The organism is Gordonia desulfuricans NBRC 100010 (assembly GCF_001485495.1).
In the GTDB taxonomy this organism is placed as follows: domain Bacteria; phylum Actinomycetota; class Actinomycetes; order Mycobacteriales; family Mycobacteriaceae; genus Gordonia; species Gordonia desulfuricans.
The window spans coordinates 1-19409 of sequence record NZ_BCNF01000144.1 but is presented as its reverse complement, the minus strand read 5'-3'; the positions used below and the strand labels follow the sequence as shown (position 1 = coordinate 19409).

Genomic DNA, 19409 nt, shown 5'->3' with positions numbered 1-19409 from the left:
CGAGTGCTGCGGCCCCCAAGCCCGCGGCCCCGGCGGTCACGGCCGACGACGATGACGACGCCATGCCGTTCGCGGTGGAGCCCACCGAGGGCGACTACCGGCTGCCGCCGACCAGCCTGCTGATCGACGGAGAGCCGCTCAAGCAGGGCAGCCGCTCCAACGACGACATGATCGACCGGATCACCGGCGTCCTCGAACAGTTCAAGATCGATGCGGCGGTCACCGGCTACACGCGTGGACCGACGGTGACCCGCTACGAGGTCGAGCTCGGGCCCGGCGTGAAGGTCGAGAAGATCACTGCGCTGCAACGCAACATCGCCTACGCCGTCGCCACCGACAACGTGCGCCTGCTCGCCCCGATCCCGGGTAAGTCGGCGGTCGGTATCGAGGTGCCCAACTCCGACCGTGAGATGGTGCGCCTGGCCGACGTGCTCAAGTCGTCGTCGACCCGCAAGGACACGCACCCGCTGGTGATCGGCCTCGGCAAGGACATCGAGGGTGACTTCGTCAGCGCCAACCTGGCGAAGATGCCGCACCTGCTGGTCGCCGGTTCCACCGGCTCGGGTAAGTCGAGCTTCGTCAACTCGATGCTGGTGTCGCTGCTGACCCGGGCCACCCCGGATCAGGTGCGGATGATCCTGATCGACCCGAAGATGGTGGAGCTGACCCCGTACGAGGGCATCCCGCACCTGATCACCCCGATCATCACCCAGCCCAAGAAGGCCGCGGCCGCACTCTCGTGGCTGGTCGAGGAGATGGAGCAGCGGTATCAGGACATGAAGGCGTCGCGGGTGCGCCACATCGACGACTTCAACTCCAAGGTGCGGTCGGGGGAGATCACCACCCCGCTCGGCTCCGAGCGCGTCTACAAGCCGTACCCGTACATCATCGCGATCGTCGACGAGCTCGCCGACCTGATGATGACCGCCCCGCGTGACGTCGAGGACGCGATCGTCCGGATCACCCAGAAGGCGCGTGCCGCCGGTATCCATCTGGTGCTCGCCACACAGCGCCCGTCGGTGGACGTGGTGACCGGTCTGATCAAGACCAACGTGCCCTCGCGGCTGGCGTTCGCGACGTCGTCGCTGACCGACTCGCGCGTCATCCTGGACCAGCCGGGTGCGGAGAAACTGATCGGTATGGGCGACGGACTGTTCCTGCCGATGGGGGCCAACAAGCCGGTCCGCATGCAGGGTGCGTTCATCACCGACGAGGAGATCGCCGGCGTCGTCGACTACACCAAGGAGCAGGCCGAGCCGGAGTACACCGAGGGTGTCACCACCGCCAAGGCCGGCGACAAGAAGGACATCGACTCCGATATCGGCAACGATCTCGACGATCTGCTGCAGGCCGTCGAGCTGGTCGTGTCGAGTCAGTTCGGGTCGACGTCGATGTTGCAGCGCAAGCTGCGTGTCGGCTTCGCCAAGGCCGGTCGCCTGATGGATCTGATGGAGACCCGTGGCGTGGTGGGCCCGAGCGAGGGGTCCAAGGCCCGCGAGGTGCTCGTCAAACCCGACGACCTGGCCGGTGTGATCGCCTCGATCACCGGCGGTGGAGACGACGATGCGGCCGGCGACGCGGGCTGACCGCCCGGCACCGCAACGAACGGCACCGCGACGACCGGCCGCCTCGGGCCGGTCCGACGGATCGGGCATCCACCGCGATTGTGCGGTGGATGCCCGATTGCGTTAGGCTGGGCAACGATCTTGGAGGGGAGTATCCCCTTCTCACGGCGTTCCCGTCAGTACGGTCGCCGGTCACCCGACGCAGATCGTCGACGTGGCCGCCGCTCCGGGACGTCGGCCGGTGATCGACGTTCGTCGTCGCACCCGGTGGGAGAGACCTCCGGCATCGCAACCATTGTGCTGCGCGCTGGAGGTAGGTCGCACCCATGCATGTCTCGCCCACCCTGTGGATCATCACCTGTCTGGTGATCCTCGGACTCTTCGTCTTCGACTTCTTCTCCCACGTCCGCGTCCCCCACGCCCCGTCCCTCAAGGAATCCGGGTTCTGGTCGACGGTCTACATCACCATCGCGATCGCCTTCGGCGGCTTCGTGTGGTGGAAGTGGGGCTCCACCTACGGCGGTGAGTTCTTCGCCGGATATGTCACCGAGAAGGCCCTCTCGGTGGACAACCTCTTCGTCTTCGTGATCATCATGGCGAAGTTCGCGGTGCCCCGTGAGTACCAGCAGAAGGTGCTGTTGCTCGGGATCGTGATGGCCCTGGTCATGCGTGCCGGCTTCATCGCCGTCGGCGCCGCCGCGATCAGCACCTACAGCTGGGTGTTCTACCTGTTCGGTCTGTTCCTGATCCTCACCGCGGTGAAACTGCTGCGCGAGAGCGACGACCCGGTCGACCACGAGGAGCAGCGGGAGACACGCCTGGAGCGCTTCCTCAAGAAGTACCTGCGCACCACCGACGACTACGACGGCGACCGCCTGTTCACCAAGATCGGCGGCAAGCGCATGGTGACCCCGATGCTGGTGGTGCTCATCGTCATCGGCTTCACCGACGTGCTCTTCGCGCTGGATTCGATCCCGGCGATCTACGGGCTGACCGCCGAGCCGTACCTGGTGTTCACCGCCAACGCCTTTGCCCTGATGGGTCTGCGCCAGCTGTACTTCCTGCTCGGCGGACTCCTCGACCGGCTGGTGTACCTCTCGATGGGACTGTCGTTCATCCTCGCCTTCATCGGCGTGAAGCTGGTACTGCACGCCCTGCACGAGAACACGCTGCCGTTCGTCAACGGTGGTGAGCACGTCGCGGTACCCGAGATCAGCACGCCCCTGTCGCTCGGCGTGATCGTGGCGACGCTGGCGATCACCACCGTGGCGAGCCTGCTGCGGTCACGGGGTTCCCGGGACGAGCAGATGTCGTCCCGGGACCCGCAGGAACCTCAGGATTCGGTGAAGGGTCCGTAGACCTGGGTCCACTCGAGGACGCGGACGGCGTCGACGGCCTCCCCGGCGATGAACGGATCGTTGGCGATGAAGGCCTCGGCGCCGTCGAGTCCGCCCTCGGCGCGGACCAGCAGCAGCGCACCGGTGCCGTCGCCGTACGGACCGACCAGCAGCACGTTGCCGGCCTTGTTCTCCTCACCGAGCCATCGGCGGTGGTCGGGCCGCAGGCGGTCGCGGATCGCGGCCTTGGCCGGGCCGTAGCTGTAGTGGACTGCGAAGGTCGCCACGTGTGTCACTCCTGGGTGTCGGGGATCGGGGTTGTCGGTAGTAGCGGGGTCGTCGGTAGCGGGGTCATCGGTAGCGGGGTCGTCGGGGAATCGGGTGTGGGGGATCGGCCGGCGGCTGCCGTCACGAGATCTCTGCCGGGGCGTGCAGGTCGGCGAGCATGCGGGTGTTGCCCAGCGTGTTGGGTTTGACGTAGCTGAGGTCGAGGAACTCGGCCACACCGGTGTCATACGAGCGGCACATCTCCTCGTAGACCTCCTTGGTCACCGGGGTCCCCTCGATCTCGCGGAATCCGTGACGACCGAAGAAGGCGGTCTCGAAGGTCAGGACGAACACCCGGTCGAGCTGCAGTTCCCGGGCGACGTCCATCAGCCGGCCGACCAGCAGGTGTCCGACACCGCGGCCGGAACAGTTGGAGTCGACGGCCACCGTGCGGACCTCGCCGAGATCGCTCCACAACACGTGCAGGGCGCCGCAACCGACCACCGTGCCGTCGTCGTCGGCCACCCAGAACTCCTGCACCGACTCGTAGAGGGTGACGAGGTTCTTCTCCAGCAGGATGCGGCCGGCGTACTGGTCGATCAGCGCCTTGATGGTCGGGACATCGGAGGTGCGGGCGCGGCGGATGACGACGTCGGGTCGGGTGTCCGCGGGCTGCGGGGTGGGCTCCGGGGCACCGGTGGGTGCGGGATCGACGTCGTCATCGTTGTGCATGCGGTCAATCTTGCCCTCACCGGGAACCGTTCGTGCTCGCAGGGCGACCGCTGTCCCGGGCGTGTCCGCCGGGGTGGCGCGGATCCGCCGACCGGTGCAGGTGTCCGGGCCGATACCCTGGTGATCGTGCGATCGAATGAGCGGCGGCCTGTGGCGACCCCCACCGACCGGGGTGCCTGCGCGTGACCGACCGGATGCGCCGGGCGGTGCACGAGCAGGGGCTGGCCGACATCGGGCGTGGACCCGATCACATCGCCGACCCCGTCGACCCGGTTCCGGTGGTCAACATCGCCAATGCGCTGACGGTGTTCCGGATCATCCTGGTCCCGGTGTTCGTCGTCGTGCTCTTCGTCGACGGCGGACACGACACGTGGTGGCGGGTCGCGGCGGCCCTGGTGTTCGGGGTGGCCGCGGTCACCGACCACATCGACGGCCGGCTGGCGCGCGGACGAGGTCTGGTCACCGATTTCGGCAAGATGGCCGATCCGATCGCCGACAAGGCCCTGATCGGGGCGGCTCTGGTCAGCCTGTCCATCCTCGGCGAGCTGACCTGGTGGGTCACCGCGATCATCCTGGTCCGCGAACTCGGTGTGACCGCCTTGCGGTTCTGGGTGCTGCGCCACGGCGTGATCCCGGCGAGCCGCGGCGGGAAGCTCAAGACACTGCTGCAGGCGATCGGCATCGGACTGCTGCTGTTCCCGCTGAGCGGTCTCTGGCACACGAGTGCGCTGGTGATCATGTGGCTGGCGGTGGTGATCACCGTGGCCACCGGCCTCGACTACGTCTGGCAGGCGATCCGGTTGCGTGCCGGGGCCCGCGCCGGCACTGCGCCCTGAGCGAACATCGGGCGAATCCGTCCGCGACGCGCCCCATACCGTGCGGCGACCACCGGCATCTTCGACTACTGTCGTCCACACCGCGCGACGATCATCGGCAGGGTGACGTCGGCACGATGGAGCCGGGAACGTGACGAACCGGGAACGCGAGAGCGCTCCCGGACGTTGCATCCATGGTCCGTCTCTCCCGTGATGGGTGGGCGGGCCGGGATTACGAGAGGAGACCCGATGGCGATGCTCTTGCGAGAGGCGCTCGGCGACAGTCTGCGCCGGGTTCGGACCCAGCAGGGCCGGACCTTGCGTGAGGTGTCCACCGATGCCCGGGTGAGCCTGGGATATCTGTCCGAGGTCGAACGCGGCCAGAAGGAGGCGTCGAGCGAACTGCTCGCCTCCATCTGTGATGCCCTCGATGTGGAGATCGCCGATCTGCTGCTCGAGGTGGGTGCGGCCATGCGGCCCGAACCCGTCGCGGTGGGTGCCGATGTGGTCGGTGTCGACCGGGATGCCGCCGTCGTGCCGGCCGGGGTCGACGCCGATGCGGCGATCGCCTCGAAGGTGGTCATCGCCGCACCCGAGGTCCATCACCGGGCCGCGACGCTCGCCGCGGCCTGAGGTCGCGCCGCTCGATCGACTGAATGGCGGTCGGCACCGCGGGTGGGTCCCGAGGCGCTAGATTGGTGTGCGAGGCTACGAGACCCAGAGCTGCGAACCCCTCAAGCCGCGATCTGGTGCTGTGCAGATCCTGTTGCGGCACGGGGATCGTGAAACCCCGGAATGGAGTGGACGACAAGCATGGCGAACCCGTTCGTGAAGATGTGGCGCTACCTGATGGCACTCGGCAACGCGAAGATCGACGAGAACGCGGACCCGAAGATCCAGATCCAGCAGGCCATCGAGGACGCCCAGCGTCAGCACCAGGCGCTGTCGCAGCAGGCCGCCTCGGTGATCGGCAACCAGCGTCAACTGGAGATGAAGCTCAACCGTCAGCTCGAAGAGGTGGAGCGGCTGCAGGCCAACACCCGTCAGGCGCTGACCCTCGCCGACCAGGCCGCCGCGGCCGGTGACGTCCAGAAGGCAGGGGAGTACACCAACGCCGCCGAGGCCTTCGCCGCCCAGCTGGTGACCGCCGAGCAGAGCGTCGAGGACCTCAAGTCGCTGCACGACCAGTCGCTGCAGGCCGCGCAGCAGGCCAAGCAGGCCGTCGAACGCAACGCGATGATGCTGCAGCAGAAGCTCGCCGAGCGCTCCAAGCTGCTCAGCCAGCTCGAGCAGGCCAAGATGCAGGAGCAGGTCTCGGCCTCGCTGAACCAGATGAGCGAGCTGTCGGTGCCGGGTAACACCCCGAGCCTCGACCAGGTCCGCGAGAAGATCGAACGCCGCTACGCCAATGCGCTGGGTTCGGCCGAACTGGCCAAGAACTCGGTCCAGGGCCGGATGGCCGAGGTGGAGCAGGCGGGCATCCAGATGGCCGGGCACGCACGCCTCGAGCAGATCCGCGCGAGCATGTCCGGCGGGTCGCTGCCCGCCGGTGGTGCCGCCACCCCGAACATCGCGGCACCCGATGCCCAGCCCGCCGGACCGGGCCTGACCAAGCCCACCACCGAGCCCCCGCAGGCCGGCAACTGAAGGTCGCAATAGTCGCCGGCCCCGACGCCGGCCATGCCTTTCCTGCCTTCGCGCTTGCGGAACGTTTTGCCGCACAAGGCATCTCGGCGGTCGTCTACACCGGGTTGCAGTGGTATGACGTGGCCGCGGCCCGTGGTGTGGAGGTTGCCGAACTGCCGGGACTGCAGGCCACCGTCAACGATGACGACGAGGATGCGGGCGCCAAGCTGAGTGTGCGGGCGGCCCGGATGGCGGTCCACCTCGCGCCGGTCCTCGCCACTCGCGGCGTCGACCTCGTGATCTCCGACGTGATCACCGTCGCCGGGCTGTGGGCCGCCGAACTCGCCGGGATCCCGGCCATCGAGCTGGTCCCGCATCCGCTGTACCTGCCTTCGCGCGGCCTGCCGCCGATCGGGACCGGGATGGCCCCCGGGGTCGGTGTGCGGGGCCGGCTGCGGGACGGGCTGTTGCGCGCCGCGTCGAATGTCTCGGTGCGCACCGGTGATCGTCAGCGGGCCCGCGCACGCACCTCGATCGGGTTGTCGGCGGTGCCGGCGGCACCGGTGCCGCGGATGGTGGCGACACTGCCCGAACTGGAGGTGCCGCGGCCGGACTGGCCGGAGTCGGCGCACGTGATCGGTCCCTTGCTGTGGGAACCCACCACCGAGGTGTTCACGCCGCCCCCGGGCGACGGTCCGCTGATCATGGTGGCACCGTCGACGGCGGTGATCGGCGCCGCCGACATGGTGTCGGTGGTGCTCGACGCACTACGGACCGTGGACGTCGAACCCGTTGTGCGCGTGGTCATCTCGTCGCTCACTCCGCCGTCGGACGACGTTCTCGACGGCTATGGGCGGCCGGTGGTGGCCGGGTTGGGCCGACAAGATCTGCTGCTCGCCGAGGCCGACCTCGTCATCTGCGGTGGCGGGCACGGGATGCTGTCCAAGGCGTTGCTGGCCGGGGTGCCGGTGATCACCGTCCCGGGCGGTGGCGATCAGTGGGAACTGGCCAACCGGGTCGCCCGGCAGGGCAGCGGGGTGCTGGTGCGTCCGCTGACCGTGGTGGCGGTGGCCGATGCCGTGCACCGGGTGCTCGGCGAGCCGTCGTATGCCCGCGCGGCGGCCCGGGTCGCCGCGAGTATCGCCGACGTGACCGATCCGGTCCGGATCGCGCGACGGCACGTCCGGGCGGATCCGCGGTACTCCCGGGATGGAGAGCAAGGAGACATGTGACGATGCGATTGACCGAGTTCACCGAACGGATCACCGAACAGTTCGGCACGATGTCGGCCGATGCGATCCTCACCGACCATGTGCTCACCGAGCTCGGCGGCCGTACCGGCGCCCAGGCGATCGAGGCGGGGGTGGACCCGCGGGATGTGTGGGTGGCGATCTGCCGGGACTTCGACGTGCCCCGTCACCTGTGGTGATGTGGTCTTCGGGCGGCCGGGTCGGATGACCGGCCGCGGGGGATTCGCAGGGTGATCGACGGCGATCGCCGGCCATGGCGATCGTGCGTTTCCGATGCGACACGCGGCATGTCCTACTTGTCATCGAACAGATGTTCCCTCATCCTGGAGCAAGGCGGAACCGTGGCGGGTATCCGTGCGTCAAATGAGATTGTCGGACCCGTTGCGTAGCGTGCGTTGCGACATCGGCAATCGCTTACGCGATGGCAACGGCAACCCGCAGATCGGATACGTATGAACACCCCCCGGAAGCCCCGGCGGACGACTCGAGGAGAGACCATGGCAGCAGCACCCCAGGATCGTGAGAAGGCCCTCGATCTGGCCTTGGCCCAGATCGACAAGAGCTTCGGCAAGGGATCGGTGATGCGACTCGGTGAGGAGACGCGCCAGCCGATCGAGGTGATCCCCACCGGTTCCATCGCCCTGGACGTCGCGCTCGGTATCGGCGGACTGCCCCGCGGCCGCGTCGTCGAGATCTACGGCCCGGAGTCGTCGGGTAAGACCACCGTGGCCCTGCACGCCGTCGCCAATGCCCAGGCCCAGGGCGGTATCGCGGCGTTCATCGACGCCGAGCACGCCCTCGACCCCGACTACGCGGCGCGTCTCGGCGTCGACACCGACGCCCTGCTGGTGTCGCAGCCCGACACCGGTGAGCAGGCCCTCGAGATCGCGGACATGCTCATCCGTTCCGGCGCCCTGGACATCCTGGTCATCGACTCGGTGGCCGCGCTGGTGCCCAAGGCCGAGATCGAGGGTGAGATGGGCGACTCGCACGTGGGTCTGCAGGCCCGCCTGATGAGCCAGGCGCTGCGCAAGATGACCTCGGCGCTGAGCAACTCCAAGACCACCGCCATCTTCATCAACCAGCTGCGCGAGAAGATCGGCGTGATGTTCGGTTCGCCGGAGACCACCACCGGCGGTAAGGCCCTGAAGTTCTACTCGTCGGTGCGTCTGGACGTCCGCCGGATCGAGACCCTCAAGGACGGCACCGACGCGGTCGGTAACCGTACCCGTGTCAAGGTCGTCAAGAACAAGGTCGCCCCGCCGTTCAAGCAGGCCGAGTTCGACATCCTCTACGGCCAGGGGATCAGCAAGGAGGGCTCGCTCATCGACATGGGTGTGGCCGAGGGCTTCATCCGCAAGTCGGGCTCGTGGTTCACCTACGAGGGCGACCAGCTGGGCCAGGGCAAGGAGAACGCCCGCAAGTACCTGCGGGAGAACACCGATGTCCGCGACGAGATCGAGAAGAAGATCAAGGAGAAGCTCGGCATCGGCGCCACCGTCGACGCCGACGACGTCGCCCCGGCTCCGGTCGAGTTCTGATCGGAACCGTCATCGATCCGCACGACACGACGAGCCCGGACACCGACGGACGCAAGCAACCCAGCGCCTGGGATGCGGCACTGCGTCTGCTCGGGGTACGGGCTCGTTCCCGTAACGAGATGCGTGAGCGGCTGACGCGCCGGGGATTCGACGCCGACACCGTCGACGACGTGATGGCCCGCCTGGACAAGGCCGGCCTGCTCGACGACGAGGACTTCGCGACCGAATGGGTGCGGTCCCGTGGCGCCAACTCCGGCCGTGGCCGGGTGGCGCTGCGGCACGAACTCAAGGCGAAGGGCGTCGACGCATCCACCATCGAGTCGGCGCTGTCCGACATCGACCCCGACGACGAGCGGGCCGTCGCGCGCCGGCTGGTGGACCGCAAGCTCACACCGCGGGTGATCGACGAGGCCCTCGCCGACCGCATGGCTCGCGACAAACAGTTCCGGCGGCTGGCCGGGATGCTCGTGCGTCGCGGCTACCCGCAGTCGATGGCCCTCGAGGTGGTCGGTGAGGCCCTGAACGAAGCGCTCGCCGACCACTGACCGAAACGCTGACGCTGTCACCTCGGCGAAGCGCTGACGCTGTCACCTCGGCGAAGCGCTGACGCTGTCACCTCGGCGAAGCGACGATGATGTCACCCGAAGCGAAGCGCTCGCCGACCATTCGATGGTCGGCGAGCGCTTCGGTGTGTCGGGGTCGAGGTGCGGGAGGTCTACTTCCCGAAGGTCGGCAGGTTCTCCGAGGCCGCGATGTCGGCGGTTCCCGGATCTGGGGCGGCCGTCTTGCGACGCCCCTGCCGCAGGGTCTTCTCGACGAAGGTGGCCAGCGACGACAGCCCGAAGTTGATCACGATCATCACGATCGCGACGACGATCAGCGCGGGCAGGTAGTTGCCGTAGTACGACGCCGACTGGATACCCGAGCGGACCACCTCGACGTATCCGATCGCATACCCGAGGGCGGAGTCCTTCAGGGCGATCACCATCTGCGAGATGAGTGCCGGGAGCATCGCGGTGATCGCCTGGGGGAGCAGGATGATCCGCATCATCTGCGACTTCCGTAGCCCCAGGGCCATCGACGCCTCGGTCTGTCCCTTCGGCAGGGACTGGATACCCGAGCGCAGGATCTCGGCCATCACCGATCCGTTGTACAGCGTCAGGCCGGTGACCACCGCGGCGAATGCCAGCTGCGACGACGGGAACACCGCGTAGTCGGCGAACAGGTAGTAGGCGAAGATCATCAGGATCAGCACCGGGATGGCGCGGAACACCTCGACGAACAGACCGGCGAGGGCTCGCACCCACGCGTGATCGGACAGCCGGCCGATGCCGAGCACCGAGCCGAGGATCATCGCGAGCACGATCGACAGCAGCGCCGCCTTCAGCGTGCCCCACAGGCCGGGCAGGATGTAGGTGGTCCAGGTGGTTCCGATGATGAACGGATTCCACTTCTCGGAGGTGAGCTGGTCGTTGCCGGCCAGCACCACGAGCACGTAGGCGACCACGGCGATGATGATCGCCACGAACACCACCGCGATGATCGCGTTGCGGATCCTGGCCTTCGGCCCGGGCGCGTCGTAGAGGACTGTTGCACCGCTCATCGCTTCACCGCCAGTCGCTTGGCGAGGTAGCCGAAGACGGCGCCCTCGAGAAGGGTGATGATCATGAATCCGACCGCGATGATGATGAAGATCGCGACGATCTGATCGGAGTACGTCTCGATCTCCTCCTTCATCAGCAGTGACGCCTCACTGACACCGATCACCGAGGCGATCGTGGTGTTCTTGGTCAGTGCGATGAGCACACTGCCCAGTGGGCCGATCACCGCCCGCATCGCCTGGGGGAGCACGATGATGCCGAACACCTGGGTGAACGGCAGGCCCAGGGAGCGGGCCGCCTCGGCCTGACCGATCGGGACGGTGTTGAATCCCGACCGCAACGTCTCACAGACGAAGGTGGCGGTGTAGAGGATGAAGCCGGTCACCGCCAGCCAGAAGTTGTTGTTCTTGATGAAGTTCTCGTTGTCGGGGGCCAGGGCCAGACCGAGGTTCTGGTAGAGGCCGATCGAACAGAACAGCACGATCAGGGTCAGCGGGGTGTTGCGGACGATGTTGACGTAGGTCGCCCCGAACCAGCGCATCACCGGCACCGGCGACACCCGCATCGCGGCGAGCGCCACACCCAGGATCAGCGATCCGATCGCCGACCAGAAGGTCAGTTGGATGGTCACCCAGAATGCGGGCCACAGCTGTGGCCCCATGTCGGACCAGAGTTCACTCATCTGTGTTCACCTCGATTCAGCTCAAGCCCGCCGGGCACGGCGTGGGGGTCGTGGTCGGATCGGTGATGCTCTCGACCGTCTCGACACTCGGGGAGGGGAAGAACTTGTACTGGGAGTCGTGCTCGGCGCGGGCGATCATCTCGTCGACGTAGGCGTTGCCGATGGCCTCGCGCAGGGCCTTGTCCCAGGCTCCGGTCTCGATCATCTTCTGGAGCGCCTTGTTCACCGCGACCACGGCGTCGGGGTACTGCTTGGCCATGCCGATGCCGTAGTTCTCCTTGGAGAACGGGGTTCCGGCGGTCTTGAGCACGTCCTTGACGCAGGCGTCCTTGGGGTAGGTCATCCCGACGATCTTGAACTCGCCCGGGTAGAAGTTGGCGTAGCCGGCGAGGATCACCTCGTCGGTGGTCATGGCGTCGACCTTGCTCCGGCGCAACGCCTCCACACACGAGGAGTACGAGTCGTACTCCTGTAGCTGCACCGACGGCAACTGCGCCTTGACGTTCTGTGCGGGCGTCGAACCGGTGACCGAGCAGAGCTTCTTGTGGCCGGTGTCGAGGTCGGTGAGCGAGGTGATCGAGTCGTCGTCGGAGCGGACGAGCAGACCCTGGTAGTTGATCAGGTAGGGCCCGGCGAAGTCGACCTTCTTGGCGCGGGCTGCGTTGATCGAGTAGGTGGCGGCGATCATGTCGACCTCACCGTTGTTGATCAGCGTCTCGCGCTGCGCCGACGGTGTCTCGCGCCAGGTGATCTCCGGGTGTCCCACCCCGAGCTCGTCGGCGATGTGGTTGACCACGTAGGTCGACACCGACGGATCGAAGCCGGTCACCGTCTTGTCGGGATTGCGGATGCCGAGACCGGGCTGGTCGTACTTGGTGCCGAGGGTGACCTTGCCGCTGCGTATCGACTCGATCAGGTTGCGGGGTTCGGTGTTGCCGCAGGCGGTCAGGGTGGCCGCGAGCAGTGCCCCCACCACCACGATCAGACCGACGACACCCCTGGTCCTGGTGCGGCTGGTGTTCGGTGTGCGCCCCATGTCAGTGGCCCAGGATCTTGCCGAGGAAGTCCTTGGCCCGGTCGGTCTTGGGATGGTCGAAGAAGGTGTCCGGGTCGGTGTCCTCGATGACGGCACCGTCGGCCATGAAGATCACCCGGTCGGCGGCCTGCCGGGCGAATCCCATCTCGTGGGTCACCACGAGCATGGTCATACCCTCCTTGGCCAGCGACACCATCACGTCGAGGACCTCGTTGACCATCTCCGGGTCGAGGGCCGAGGTGGGCTCGTCGAACAGCATGATCTTGGGGTTCATCGCCAGTGCGCGGGCGATCGCGACGCGCTGCTGCTGACCACCCGACAACTGGGCGGGGTACTTGTCCTTCTGGCTGGCGATGCCCACCCGCTCGAGGAGTTCCAGGGCGCGGGCGTTGACCTCGGACTTGCTCTGTTTGCGCACCTTGGTGGGTGCCAGGGTGACGTTCTGCAGGATCGTCTTGTGGGCGAACAGGTTGAACGACTGGAAGACCATCCCGACGTCGGCGCGCAGCCGGGCGAGGTCCTTGCCCTCGGCGGGCAGCGACTTCCCCTCGATCCGGATGTCGCCGGAGTCGATGGGTTCGAGCCGGTTGATGGTGCGACACAGCGTCGACTTACCCGAACCGGACGGGCCGAGGACGACGACGACCTGGCCCCTGGGCACCTCGAGATTGATGTCCTTGAGGACATGCAGTTCTCCGAAATGCTTCTGTACGTCCTTCATCGCGATCATCGGAGGAGCGGTGGCGGTGGCCGACGGCTCCGGTACCTGGGTCGGTGATCCGGTCATGTTCTCCAGACCCTAGCGAGTCCACCCGGTGGCGTGCTGGTTAACGACACGCACTTTTTCTCCGATGTAACCGAATCGGCGCATGCGGTGACCCGACGAGGCGATTTGCGTACGCCACGTACCCTGGATCGATGTGAGCATCTCCCTGTCCGAGCCGGCTGTCGGCGCCGACGAGCGCACCGGCTCGGTGCGCAGTTATCAGGTCCGAACCTACGGCTGCCAGATGAACGTGCACGATTCCGAGCGCATCGCGGGTCTCCTCGAAGACGCCGGGTACGTGCGGGCCGACGCCGACGACGACGCGGACCTGGTCGTGTTCAACACCTGCGCCATCCGCGAGAACGCCGACAACAAGCTGTACGGCAACCTCTCGCACCTCGCCCCGGTCAAGCAGCGCCGCCCCGGCATGCAGATCGCCGTCGGCGGCTGCCTCGCCCAGAAGGACAAGGACGTCGTCCTCAGCCGAGCCCCGTGGGTGGACGTGGTGTTCGGCACGCACAACATCGGTTCGTTGCCGGCCCTGCTCGACCGGGCCCGCCACAACGAGGCGGCACAGGTCGAGATCCGCGATGCCCTCGAAGCGTTCCCGTCGACCCTGCCGGCCAAGCGTGACTCCGCCTACTCCGGCTGGGTGTCGGTGTCGGTCGGCTGCAACAACACCTGCACGTTCTGTATCGTCCCGTCGCTGCGCGGCAAAGAGGTCGACCGTCGCCCGGGCGACGTCCTCGCCGAGGTCCAGGCGCTCGTCGACGCCGGTGTGCTCGAGGTGACCCTGCTCGGCCAGAACGTCAACGCCTACGGCATGTCCTTCGCCGATCCGGATCAGCCCCGCAACCGCGGCGCGTTCGCCGAACTGCTGCGCGCCTGCGGCGACATCGACGGCCTCGAACGCGTGCGGTTCACCTCGCCGCATCCGGCGGAGTTCACCGACGACGTGATCGAGGCGATGGCCCAGACCCCCAATGTGTGCCCGCAGCTGCACATGCCGCTGCAGTCCGGCTCGGACCGCGTGCTGCGCGCCATGCGCCGCAGCTACCGGCGCACCAAGTTCCTCGGCATCCTCGAGAAGGTGCGGTCGGCGATGCCGCATGCGGCGATCACCACCGACATCATCGTCGGCTTCCCGGGTGAGACCGAGGAGGACTTCGCCGAGACCCTCGACGTGGTGGCGCAGGCCCGCTTCTCCAGTGCCTTCACCTTCCAGTACTCGCCGCGCCCGGGCACACCGGCCGCGACCATGGCCGATCAGGTGCCGCCGGAGGTGGTCCGCGACCGCTACCAGCGTCTGATCGCGTTGCAGGAGAGCATCTGTCTGTCGGAGAACCAGGCGATCGTCGGCCGTGAGGTGGAACTGCTGGTGACCGCCGACGCGAACCGCAAGTCCGCCGACGCCCATCGCATGACCGGACGCGCCCGCGACGGCCGTCTGGTGCACTTCCGGCCGGGCGAGTTCGCCCCGGCGATCCGTCCGGGCGACATCGTCACCACCGTGGTGACCGACGCCGCACCGCACCATCTGATGGCCGACGCCGGGATCGGCACGCATCGGCGCACGCGCGCCGGTGATGCCGTGGAGGCCAGCCGGACCCCCACCACACCGCCGGTCGGTGTGGGACTGGGCATCCCCGGCATCGGCCCGAGTACTTCCGTCGCCACCGGCGGCGGCTGCGAATCCGGGGGCTGTGGTGTGCCCGCCGGGGAAACGAGGACATGGTGAGCGACAGCGACGAGACCAATCGGGGCGAGGACGGCCGGGCAGATCTCGCCTCCGCCGATGCCCTGGCCGGATACGAGAAGGATCTGCGCCGCGCCGAACGCAAGGTCGCCGGTGAGATCGACCCCGGTGCCCGCGGCATCGTCGTCGCGGTGGCAGTGCTGGTGGCGATGGTGTCGTTGGTGCTGCCGCACACCGGGTCGGCCAACGGCCTGGATGTGCTGACCATGTCCCCGGATGCGATCACCGAGCGTGTCGCGATCACCTCGCGGGTGTTCGTGTGGCTCGTGGTGGTCTTCGGCATCGGGTTCTCGATGCTGGCGCTGCTGACCCGACGCTGGGTCCTCGCCTGGATCGCCCTGTGCGGCTGTGCGATCGCCTGTGTGGCGGGCATGCTGGCCTGGTGGACCCGCAACACCCCCGGTGTGGGCGGTGTGGAACCGCCGTCGGGTGTGGGCGTGGGTCTGATCCTGGGCTGGATCGCGGTCTTCGTACTGACCTTCCACTGGTCGCGGGTGGTCTGGGCGCGCAGCAGCTACCACCTGGCCCTCGAACAGCAGCGTCGCCAGGAGAACGCGGCCCGCGAGGCGGCGACCCTGAGTCTCTACAAACGCCTCGACGCGGCCGCGGAAGCGGCGAAGAACGACGACAAGGACTGAGTTCCGACCCGTTGGGTGTCCGACCATCTTGAGGTGGTCGCCCCGGGTGTTCGGCGTGCGGAGATTTCGACACGTCTTGTCGCTGCGCTCCTCGTCGGCTCGATCAGCGTTGGGGGTGGTCGCCTGCGGTGTTCGGCCTGCGGAGATTTCGACACGTCTCGTCGCTGCGCTCCTCGTCGGCTCGATCAGCGTTGGGGGTGCGCGGTCGCTCGGTGACGGTGATCGGCTGAGGTGACGGTGTCGCTGTCTGATGCCCGCCGTCGGGGGTGCGAGGCCGGTCGGACGCACTCGGCCCCGAGACCATGTGGTCTCGGGGCCGAGTGCGTCGGAGTACGGGGTGTCAGCGGTCGGCGATCGCGCTCTGCGCGGCCTGCGCCCACTCCTGCCACTGGGAGGCCTGCTCGCGCAGCTTCTGCGCCTCGCGGCCCTTGCCACGCTCGTCGGCCTTGCGGGCCTGCTCCTCGAGCTGGGCGGCGCGGTCGGCGAACTGCGCCGCACGGGCCAGTGCCTCGGGATCGGTGCGCTGCCACTGGGCGTTCTCGGCGTCGCGGATCTTCTTCTCCAAGCTGCGCGCACGCCCCTCGAGGGAGTGCATCTGCTCGCGCGGCACCTTGCCGATCTCGTCCCACCGGTCCCGGAACTCCCGGAACTCGCGGCGTGCGGCCTCGAGATCCGGGGCCGCCCCGATCGACTTCTCGGCGGCGTCGAGCAGCTGCGCCTTGGCCTCGCCGTTCGCGGTGAACTCGGCGTCGCGCTCGGTGGCGACCGCATTGCGGGCGGCGAAGAACACGTCCTGAGCCGCCTTGAATCGCTGCCACAGCGCCTCGTCGGCGTCGCGGGGCGCCCGGCCGGCCGCCTTCCACTCGGTCAGCAGATCGCGGAACTTGCCCGCGGTGGGACCCCAGTCGGTGGACGACGAGAGCGCCTCGGCCTCGGTGATCAGTTCTTCCTTGCGGGCCTTGGCCCCGGCACGGACCCGGTCGAGCTCGGCGAAGTGCGCGCCGCGCCGACGATTGAACGCATCGCGTGCCTTGGCATACCGCTTCCACAGCACGTCGTCGGTCTTGCGGTCGATGCCCTTGATCGACTTCCACTCGTCGAGGATCGCGCGCAGGCGATCGCCGGCCACCTTCCACTGGGTGGAGTCGGCGCCGATGCTCTCGGCCTCGGCGGCCAGCTCCTCCTTGCGGGCGATCGCCGCCGACCGGGCCTGTTCCTTCTCGGCCTTGAGGGTGTCGGCGACCTCGTCGGCCGCACCGACGATCTTCGACAGTCGCTTCTCGAGCGCGTCGATGTCACCGATCACGGCGGCGTCGGGCAGCGAATCGAGCAGGTGCTTCGCGGCGAGCTGGGACTTCTTCGGGTCACCGGACCGGGCGGCGAGGCGTTCCTCGAGGATCTCGACCTCGGTGGCCAGGTCGTCGAATCGCCGGGCGAAATGCGTCAGACCGTCCTCGCGGGAGCCGGCCTGCCACTCGCCGATCCGGCGCTCACCGGCGGATGTGGTCAGCCAGACCACGCCCTCGTCGTCGATCCGGCCGTACCGATGCGGGTCGGTGGCCTGCACCGGGATCGGGGTGACCGGCCCGGCAGGTGCCGGCCGTGGCCGTGGACCCGGTTTGGGTCCGGGTTTCGGGCCCGGACGCGGTGCCGGGGAGGTCCCGGATTCCGACGTGGTCGCCGGTGCCGCTGTGTTCTCGGCGTCCGTGCCGTCGGTGTTCTGTTCTCCGGTCATCGCAGGTGCCCTCCCGCATCGTGGTTGCCGCGCGTCACGGCTGCCGGTCACTGTCGTGTCCCGGCCCGCACCGATGTGCGCCGGGATCTTCCCCATTCAAGCAGCCCAGCGGCAGTTATGGGGCCACAGCCGGGCAATGTCGTCTCTCCGGTGGGTCGTCGCAGGTGTGCTACCCGGCGGCCGCGGGTGTTCGACGAGGCTGCCGGGGGACGCTGCCGAGCGATCGTGCGGCCGGGTCGACTAGCGTCGTTGACGTGCTTGCGTCCGTGGTCTTCGTCCCCAGCGCGCCCCTACTGGTACCCGAACTGGCCGGTCCCGAGGCCACCGACACGGCCCCGGTCCGCGATGCCGTGCTGGCCGCGGTGACCGCTGCGACCCCGGGCGTGTCGTCCTGGATCGCGATCGGTGTGGCCGACGAGGGGACCGGCGCCATCGACGGTGTCGGTCATGCAGATCCCGACGGTCCCGATCCCGACGGTGCAGATCCCGACGGTGCAGATCTCGACTGTGCGGATCGGGCACGGATCGACGCGGGTCAACCGGCGAGCGGGACGTTCGCGCGCTTCGGGGTGGACCTGCCGGTGCGCCTGAGCACCCGTGGCGTGCCGACCGCCCCCGGGCCGCTCGATCCCCGCCTGCCGTTGTCCATGCTGATCGCCGGCTGGTTACGCGGGCAGATGGGTGTCGAGTCGATCCGGCCGGTGACGGTGGCCCCGGCCGCGGATCCGGCCCACTGCGCCGACATCGGCGCCGCACTCGCGTCATGTGTCGACTCCGATCCGGCCCCGGTGGGGGTGCTGGTCGTCGGTGACGGCGCCACCGCCCTGTCGGCCAAGGCCCCGGGCGGCGGACTGCGTGCGGAAGCCGTTGCGTTGCAACAGGACATCGACGGAGCCCTCGGTTCGGCCGATCGTGGTGCGCTCGCCCGTCTGACCGATGCGGACTGCCGCGACGTGGGCGTGGGCGGCCGGCCCGCATGGCAGGTCGCCGCGGCGCTGGTCGGTGATCGTCCGGTCCGCAGCGATGTCCACTACGCCGGCGCGCCGTTCGGCGTCGGCTATGTGGTCGCCACGTGGACGCCGTGAGCCCGGTGACCGGCCCGGTGCCGGTGGCCGTGGTCGGTCCCACCGCGGTCGGCAAGTCCGATCTCGCGCTCGACCTTGCCGAGGCGCTCGACGGGGAGATCGTCAACATCGATGCGATGCAGCAGTACCGCGGCATGGACATCGGGACCGCGAAACTCCCGCCGGCGCAGCGGCGCGGCATCCCGCACCACCAGATCGACGTCCTCGACGTCACCGAGACTGCGACCGTCGCGCAGTACCAGGTGGCGGCGACCGCCGACATCGAGAGGCTGCGTGCGGCCGGCCGGACACCGGTGATCGTCGGCGGGTCCATGCTCTACATCCAGGGGTTGCTCGACGACTGGCGGTTCCCGGCCACCGACCCGCAAGTCCGCGCACGCTACGAGGCGCTGCTCACCGAGATCGGGGTGGGCGCGCTGCATCGTCGGCTCGCCGAGGTCGATCCGGCCGCGGCCGCGGCGATCCTCGACACCGACGGCCGGCGGATCGTGCGGGCCCTCGAGGTGGTGGAGATCACCGGGCAGCCGTTCGCGGCATCGGCACCGGTCATCGGCGAACCCCGGTGGGGCACCAGGATCCTCGCGCTCGACCGGGAGACCGCCGAACTCGACGAGCGGATCGCCCGCCGTACCCGGGCGATGTTCGCCGACGGTCTGGTCGACGAGGTGGCCGCGCTCGCCGAGATCGGCCTGCGCGACGGTGTCACGGCCCGCCGGGCGATCGGCTACGCCCAGGTCCTCGCCGCACTCGACGGCGAGTACGACCTCGCGCATGCCGAGGAACTCACCTTCATCGGGACCCGACGCTACGTCCGCCGCCAACGGCGCTGGTTCCGTCGCGACCACCGGCTGATCTGGCTCGATGCCGCCGCCGGCGACCTCACCGCGCGCGCCGTCGCCGCACTCGCCGATCCACCTGCCTGACGCCCTCGCCGATCCACCTGCCTGACGCCCTCGCCGAACCGCCGGTCCAGGCGA

The 19409-nt window shown here is 68.3% G+C and carries 20 protein-coding genes; 13 read left to right on the top strand and 7 right to left on the bottom strand.

The window, feature by feature from the left end; all coding sequences use genetic code 11:
* Together GD1_RS20790 and GD1_RS20785 are read left to right on the top strand one after the other, a co-directional pair.
* Positions 1-1586: DNA translocase FtsK (locus tag GD1_RS20790; protein ID WP_244882929.1), on the top strand; the 1586-nt coding region annotated here is incomplete at its 5' end.
* A 305-nt stretch (positions 1587-1891) separates the two neighbouring features.
* Entirely contained in the window at positions 1892-2923 is a 1032-nt protein-coding gene (locus GD1_RS20785) for a TerC family protein (protein ID WP_059039394.1), read from the top strand.
* Here the strand turns inward: GD1_RS20785 and GD1_RS24830 are convergent.
* Positions 2899-3189: a YciI family protein gene (locus GD1_RS24830; protein ID WP_020792221.1), complete on the bottom strand. Its 291-nt coding sequence runs from the start codon at positions 3187-3189 to the stop codon at positions 2899-2901. The genes GD1_RS20785 and GD1_RS24830 overlap by 25 nt on opposite strands.
* A 121-nt stretch (positions 3190-3310) precedes the next feature.
* Positions 3311-3901, bottom strand: coding sequence for an amino-acid N-acetyltransferase (locus GD1_RS20775; protein ID WP_020792223.1), 591 nt, complete (start codon positions 3899-3901; stop codon positions 3311-3313).
* A 182-nt stretch (positions 3902-4083) separates the two neighbouring features.
* Between GD1_RS20775 and pgsA the strand changes: the two genes are divergently transcribed.
* The 7 genes from pgsA (at position 4084) to GD1_RS20735 (ending at position 9678) form a co-directional block, all read left to right on the top strand.
* Positions 4084-4737 carry a CDP-diacylglycerol--glycerol-3-phosphate 3-phosphatidyltransferase gene (gene pgsA, locus GD1_RS20765; protein WP_053776420.1) on the top strand — a complete coding sequence of 218 codons (654 nt, stop codon included), beginning with the start codon at positions 4084-4086 and terminating at the stop codon, positions 4735-4737.
* A 228-nt stretch (positions 4738-4965) separates the two neighbouring features.
* Positions 4966-5349 (top strand): helix-turn-helix domain-containing protein, encoded by a 384-nt coding sequence (locus GD1_RS20760; protein WP_020792898.1) that lies wholly within the window; start codon positions 4966-4968, stop codon positions 5347-5349.
* A gap of 180 nt (positions 5350-5529) precedes the next feature.
* A complete protein-coding gene (pspA, locus tag GD1_RS20755) occupies positions 5530-6363 on the top strand; it encodes a phage shock protein PspA (protein ID WP_053776421.1) in 834 nt (277 codons plus the stop codon).
* Complete coding sequence (locus GD1_RS20750; RefSeq protein ID WP_059039392.1) at positions 6360-7574, top strand: glycosyltransferase; 1215 nt, start codon at positions 6360-6362, stop codon at positions 7572-7574. The genes pspA and GD1_RS20750 overlap by 4 nt, the downstream gene beginning before the upstream one ends.
* 2 nt (positions 7575-7576) lie before the next feature.
* Positions 7577-7771 (top strand): DUF3046 domain-containing protein, encoded by a 195-nt coding sequence (locus tag GD1_RS20745; protein ID WP_053776423.1) that lies wholly within the window; start codon positions 7577-7579, stop codon positions 7769-7771.
* Positions 7772-8089: 318 nt separating this feature from the next.
* Positions 8090-9133 carry a recombinase RecA gene (gene recA, locus GD1_RS20740; RefSeq protein WP_020791619.1) on the top strand — a complete coding sequence of 348 codons (1044 nt, stop codon included), beginning with the start codon at positions 8090-8092 and terminating at the stop codon, positions 9131-9133.
* A complete protein-coding gene (locus tag GD1_RS20735) occupies positions 9133-9678 on the top strand; it encodes a regulatory protein RecX (RefSeq protein WP_059039398.1) in 546 nt (181 codons plus the stop codon). The genes recA and GD1_RS20735 overlap by 1 nt, the downstream gene beginning before the upstream one ends.
* 170 nt (positions 9679-9848) lie before the next feature.
* Here GD1_RS20735 and GD1_RS20730 read toward each other — a convergent pair whose 3' ends face one another.
* The 4 genes from GD1_RS20730 to GD1_RS20715 are packed head-to-tail and all read right to left on the bottom strand — an operon-like array spanning position 9849 to position 13182.
* Complete coding sequence (locus tag GD1_RS20730) at positions 9849-10736, bottom strand: amino acid ABC transporter permease (protein ID WP_020791618.1); 888 nt, start codon at positions 10734-10736, stop codon at positions 9849-9851.
* Entirely contained in the window at positions 10733-11416 is a 684-nt protein-coding gene (locus GD1_RS20725) for an amino acid ABC transporter permease (RefSeq protein WP_059039391.1), read from the bottom strand. Before GD1_RS20725 ends, GD1_RS20730 begins: the two co-directional genes overlap by 4 nt.
* Positions 11417-11432: 16 nt before the next feature.
* The gene (locus GD1_RS20720; RefSeq protein ID WP_020791615.1) at positions 11433-12452 is read right to left on the bottom strand and encodes a glutamate ABC transporter substrate-binding protein; all 1020 of its coding nucleotides are present in this window, start codon (positions 12450-12452) and stop codon (positions 11433-11435) included.
* A 1-nt stretch (position 12453) separates the two neighbouring features.
* Positions 12454-13182 (bottom strand): amino acid ABC transporter ATP-binding protein, encoded by a 729-nt coding sequence (locus GD1_RS20715; RefSeq protein ID WP_174519089.1) that lies wholly within the window; start codon positions 13180-13182, stop codon positions 12454-12456.
* Between the two features lie 190 nt (positions 13183-13372).
* Here GD1_RS20715 and miaB point away from each other — a divergent pair, with 190 nt between their 5' ends.
* Both miaB and GD1_RS20705 read left to right on the top strand, forming a co-directional pair.
* Positions 13373-14956, top strand: coding sequence for a tRNA (N6-isopentenyl adenosine(37)-C2)-methylthiotransferase MiaB (gene miaB / locus GD1_RS20710; RefSeq protein WP_059039389.1), 1584 nt, complete (start codon positions 13373-13375; stop codon positions 14954-14956).
* Positions 14950-15612 (top strand): Rv2732c family membrane protein, encoded by a 663-nt coding sequence (locus tag GD1_RS20705; protein ID WP_238403612.1) that lies wholly within the window; start codon positions 14950-14952, stop codon positions 15610-15612. The genes miaB and GD1_RS20705 overlap by 7 nt, the downstream gene beginning before the upstream one ends.
* A 340-nt stretch (positions 15613-15952) precedes the next feature.
* On the opposite strand, the gene GD1_RS20700 is transcribed toward GD1_RS20705, so the two are convergent.
* Positions 15953-17347 carry a DUF349 domain-containing protein gene (locus GD1_RS20700; RefSeq protein ID WP_053776424.1) on the bottom strand — a complete coding sequence of 465 codons (1395 nt, stop codon included), beginning with the start codon at positions 17345-17347 and terminating at the stop codon, positions 15953-15955.
* A 254-nt stretch (positions 17348-17601) separates the two neighbouring features.
* Here GD1_RS20700 and GD1_RS20695 point away from each other — a divergent pair, with 254 nt between their 5' ends.
* Both GD1_RS20695 and miaA read left to right on the top strand, forming a co-directional pair.
* Entirely contained in the window at positions 17602-18432 is an 831-nt protein-coding gene (locus tag GD1_RS20695; RefSeq protein WP_083534547.1) for a class III extradiol ring-cleavage dioxygenase family protein, read from the top strand.
* Positions 18429-19355, top strand: a complete 927-nt coding sequence (miaA, locus tag GD1_RS20690) for a tRNA (adenosine(37)-N6)-dimethylallyltransferase MiaA (protein WP_059039395.1) — start codon at positions 18429-18431, stop codon at positions 19353-19355. The genes GD1_RS20695 and miaA overlap by 4 nt, the downstream gene beginning before the upstream one ends.
* Positions 19356-19409 lie beyond the last annotated feature (54 nt).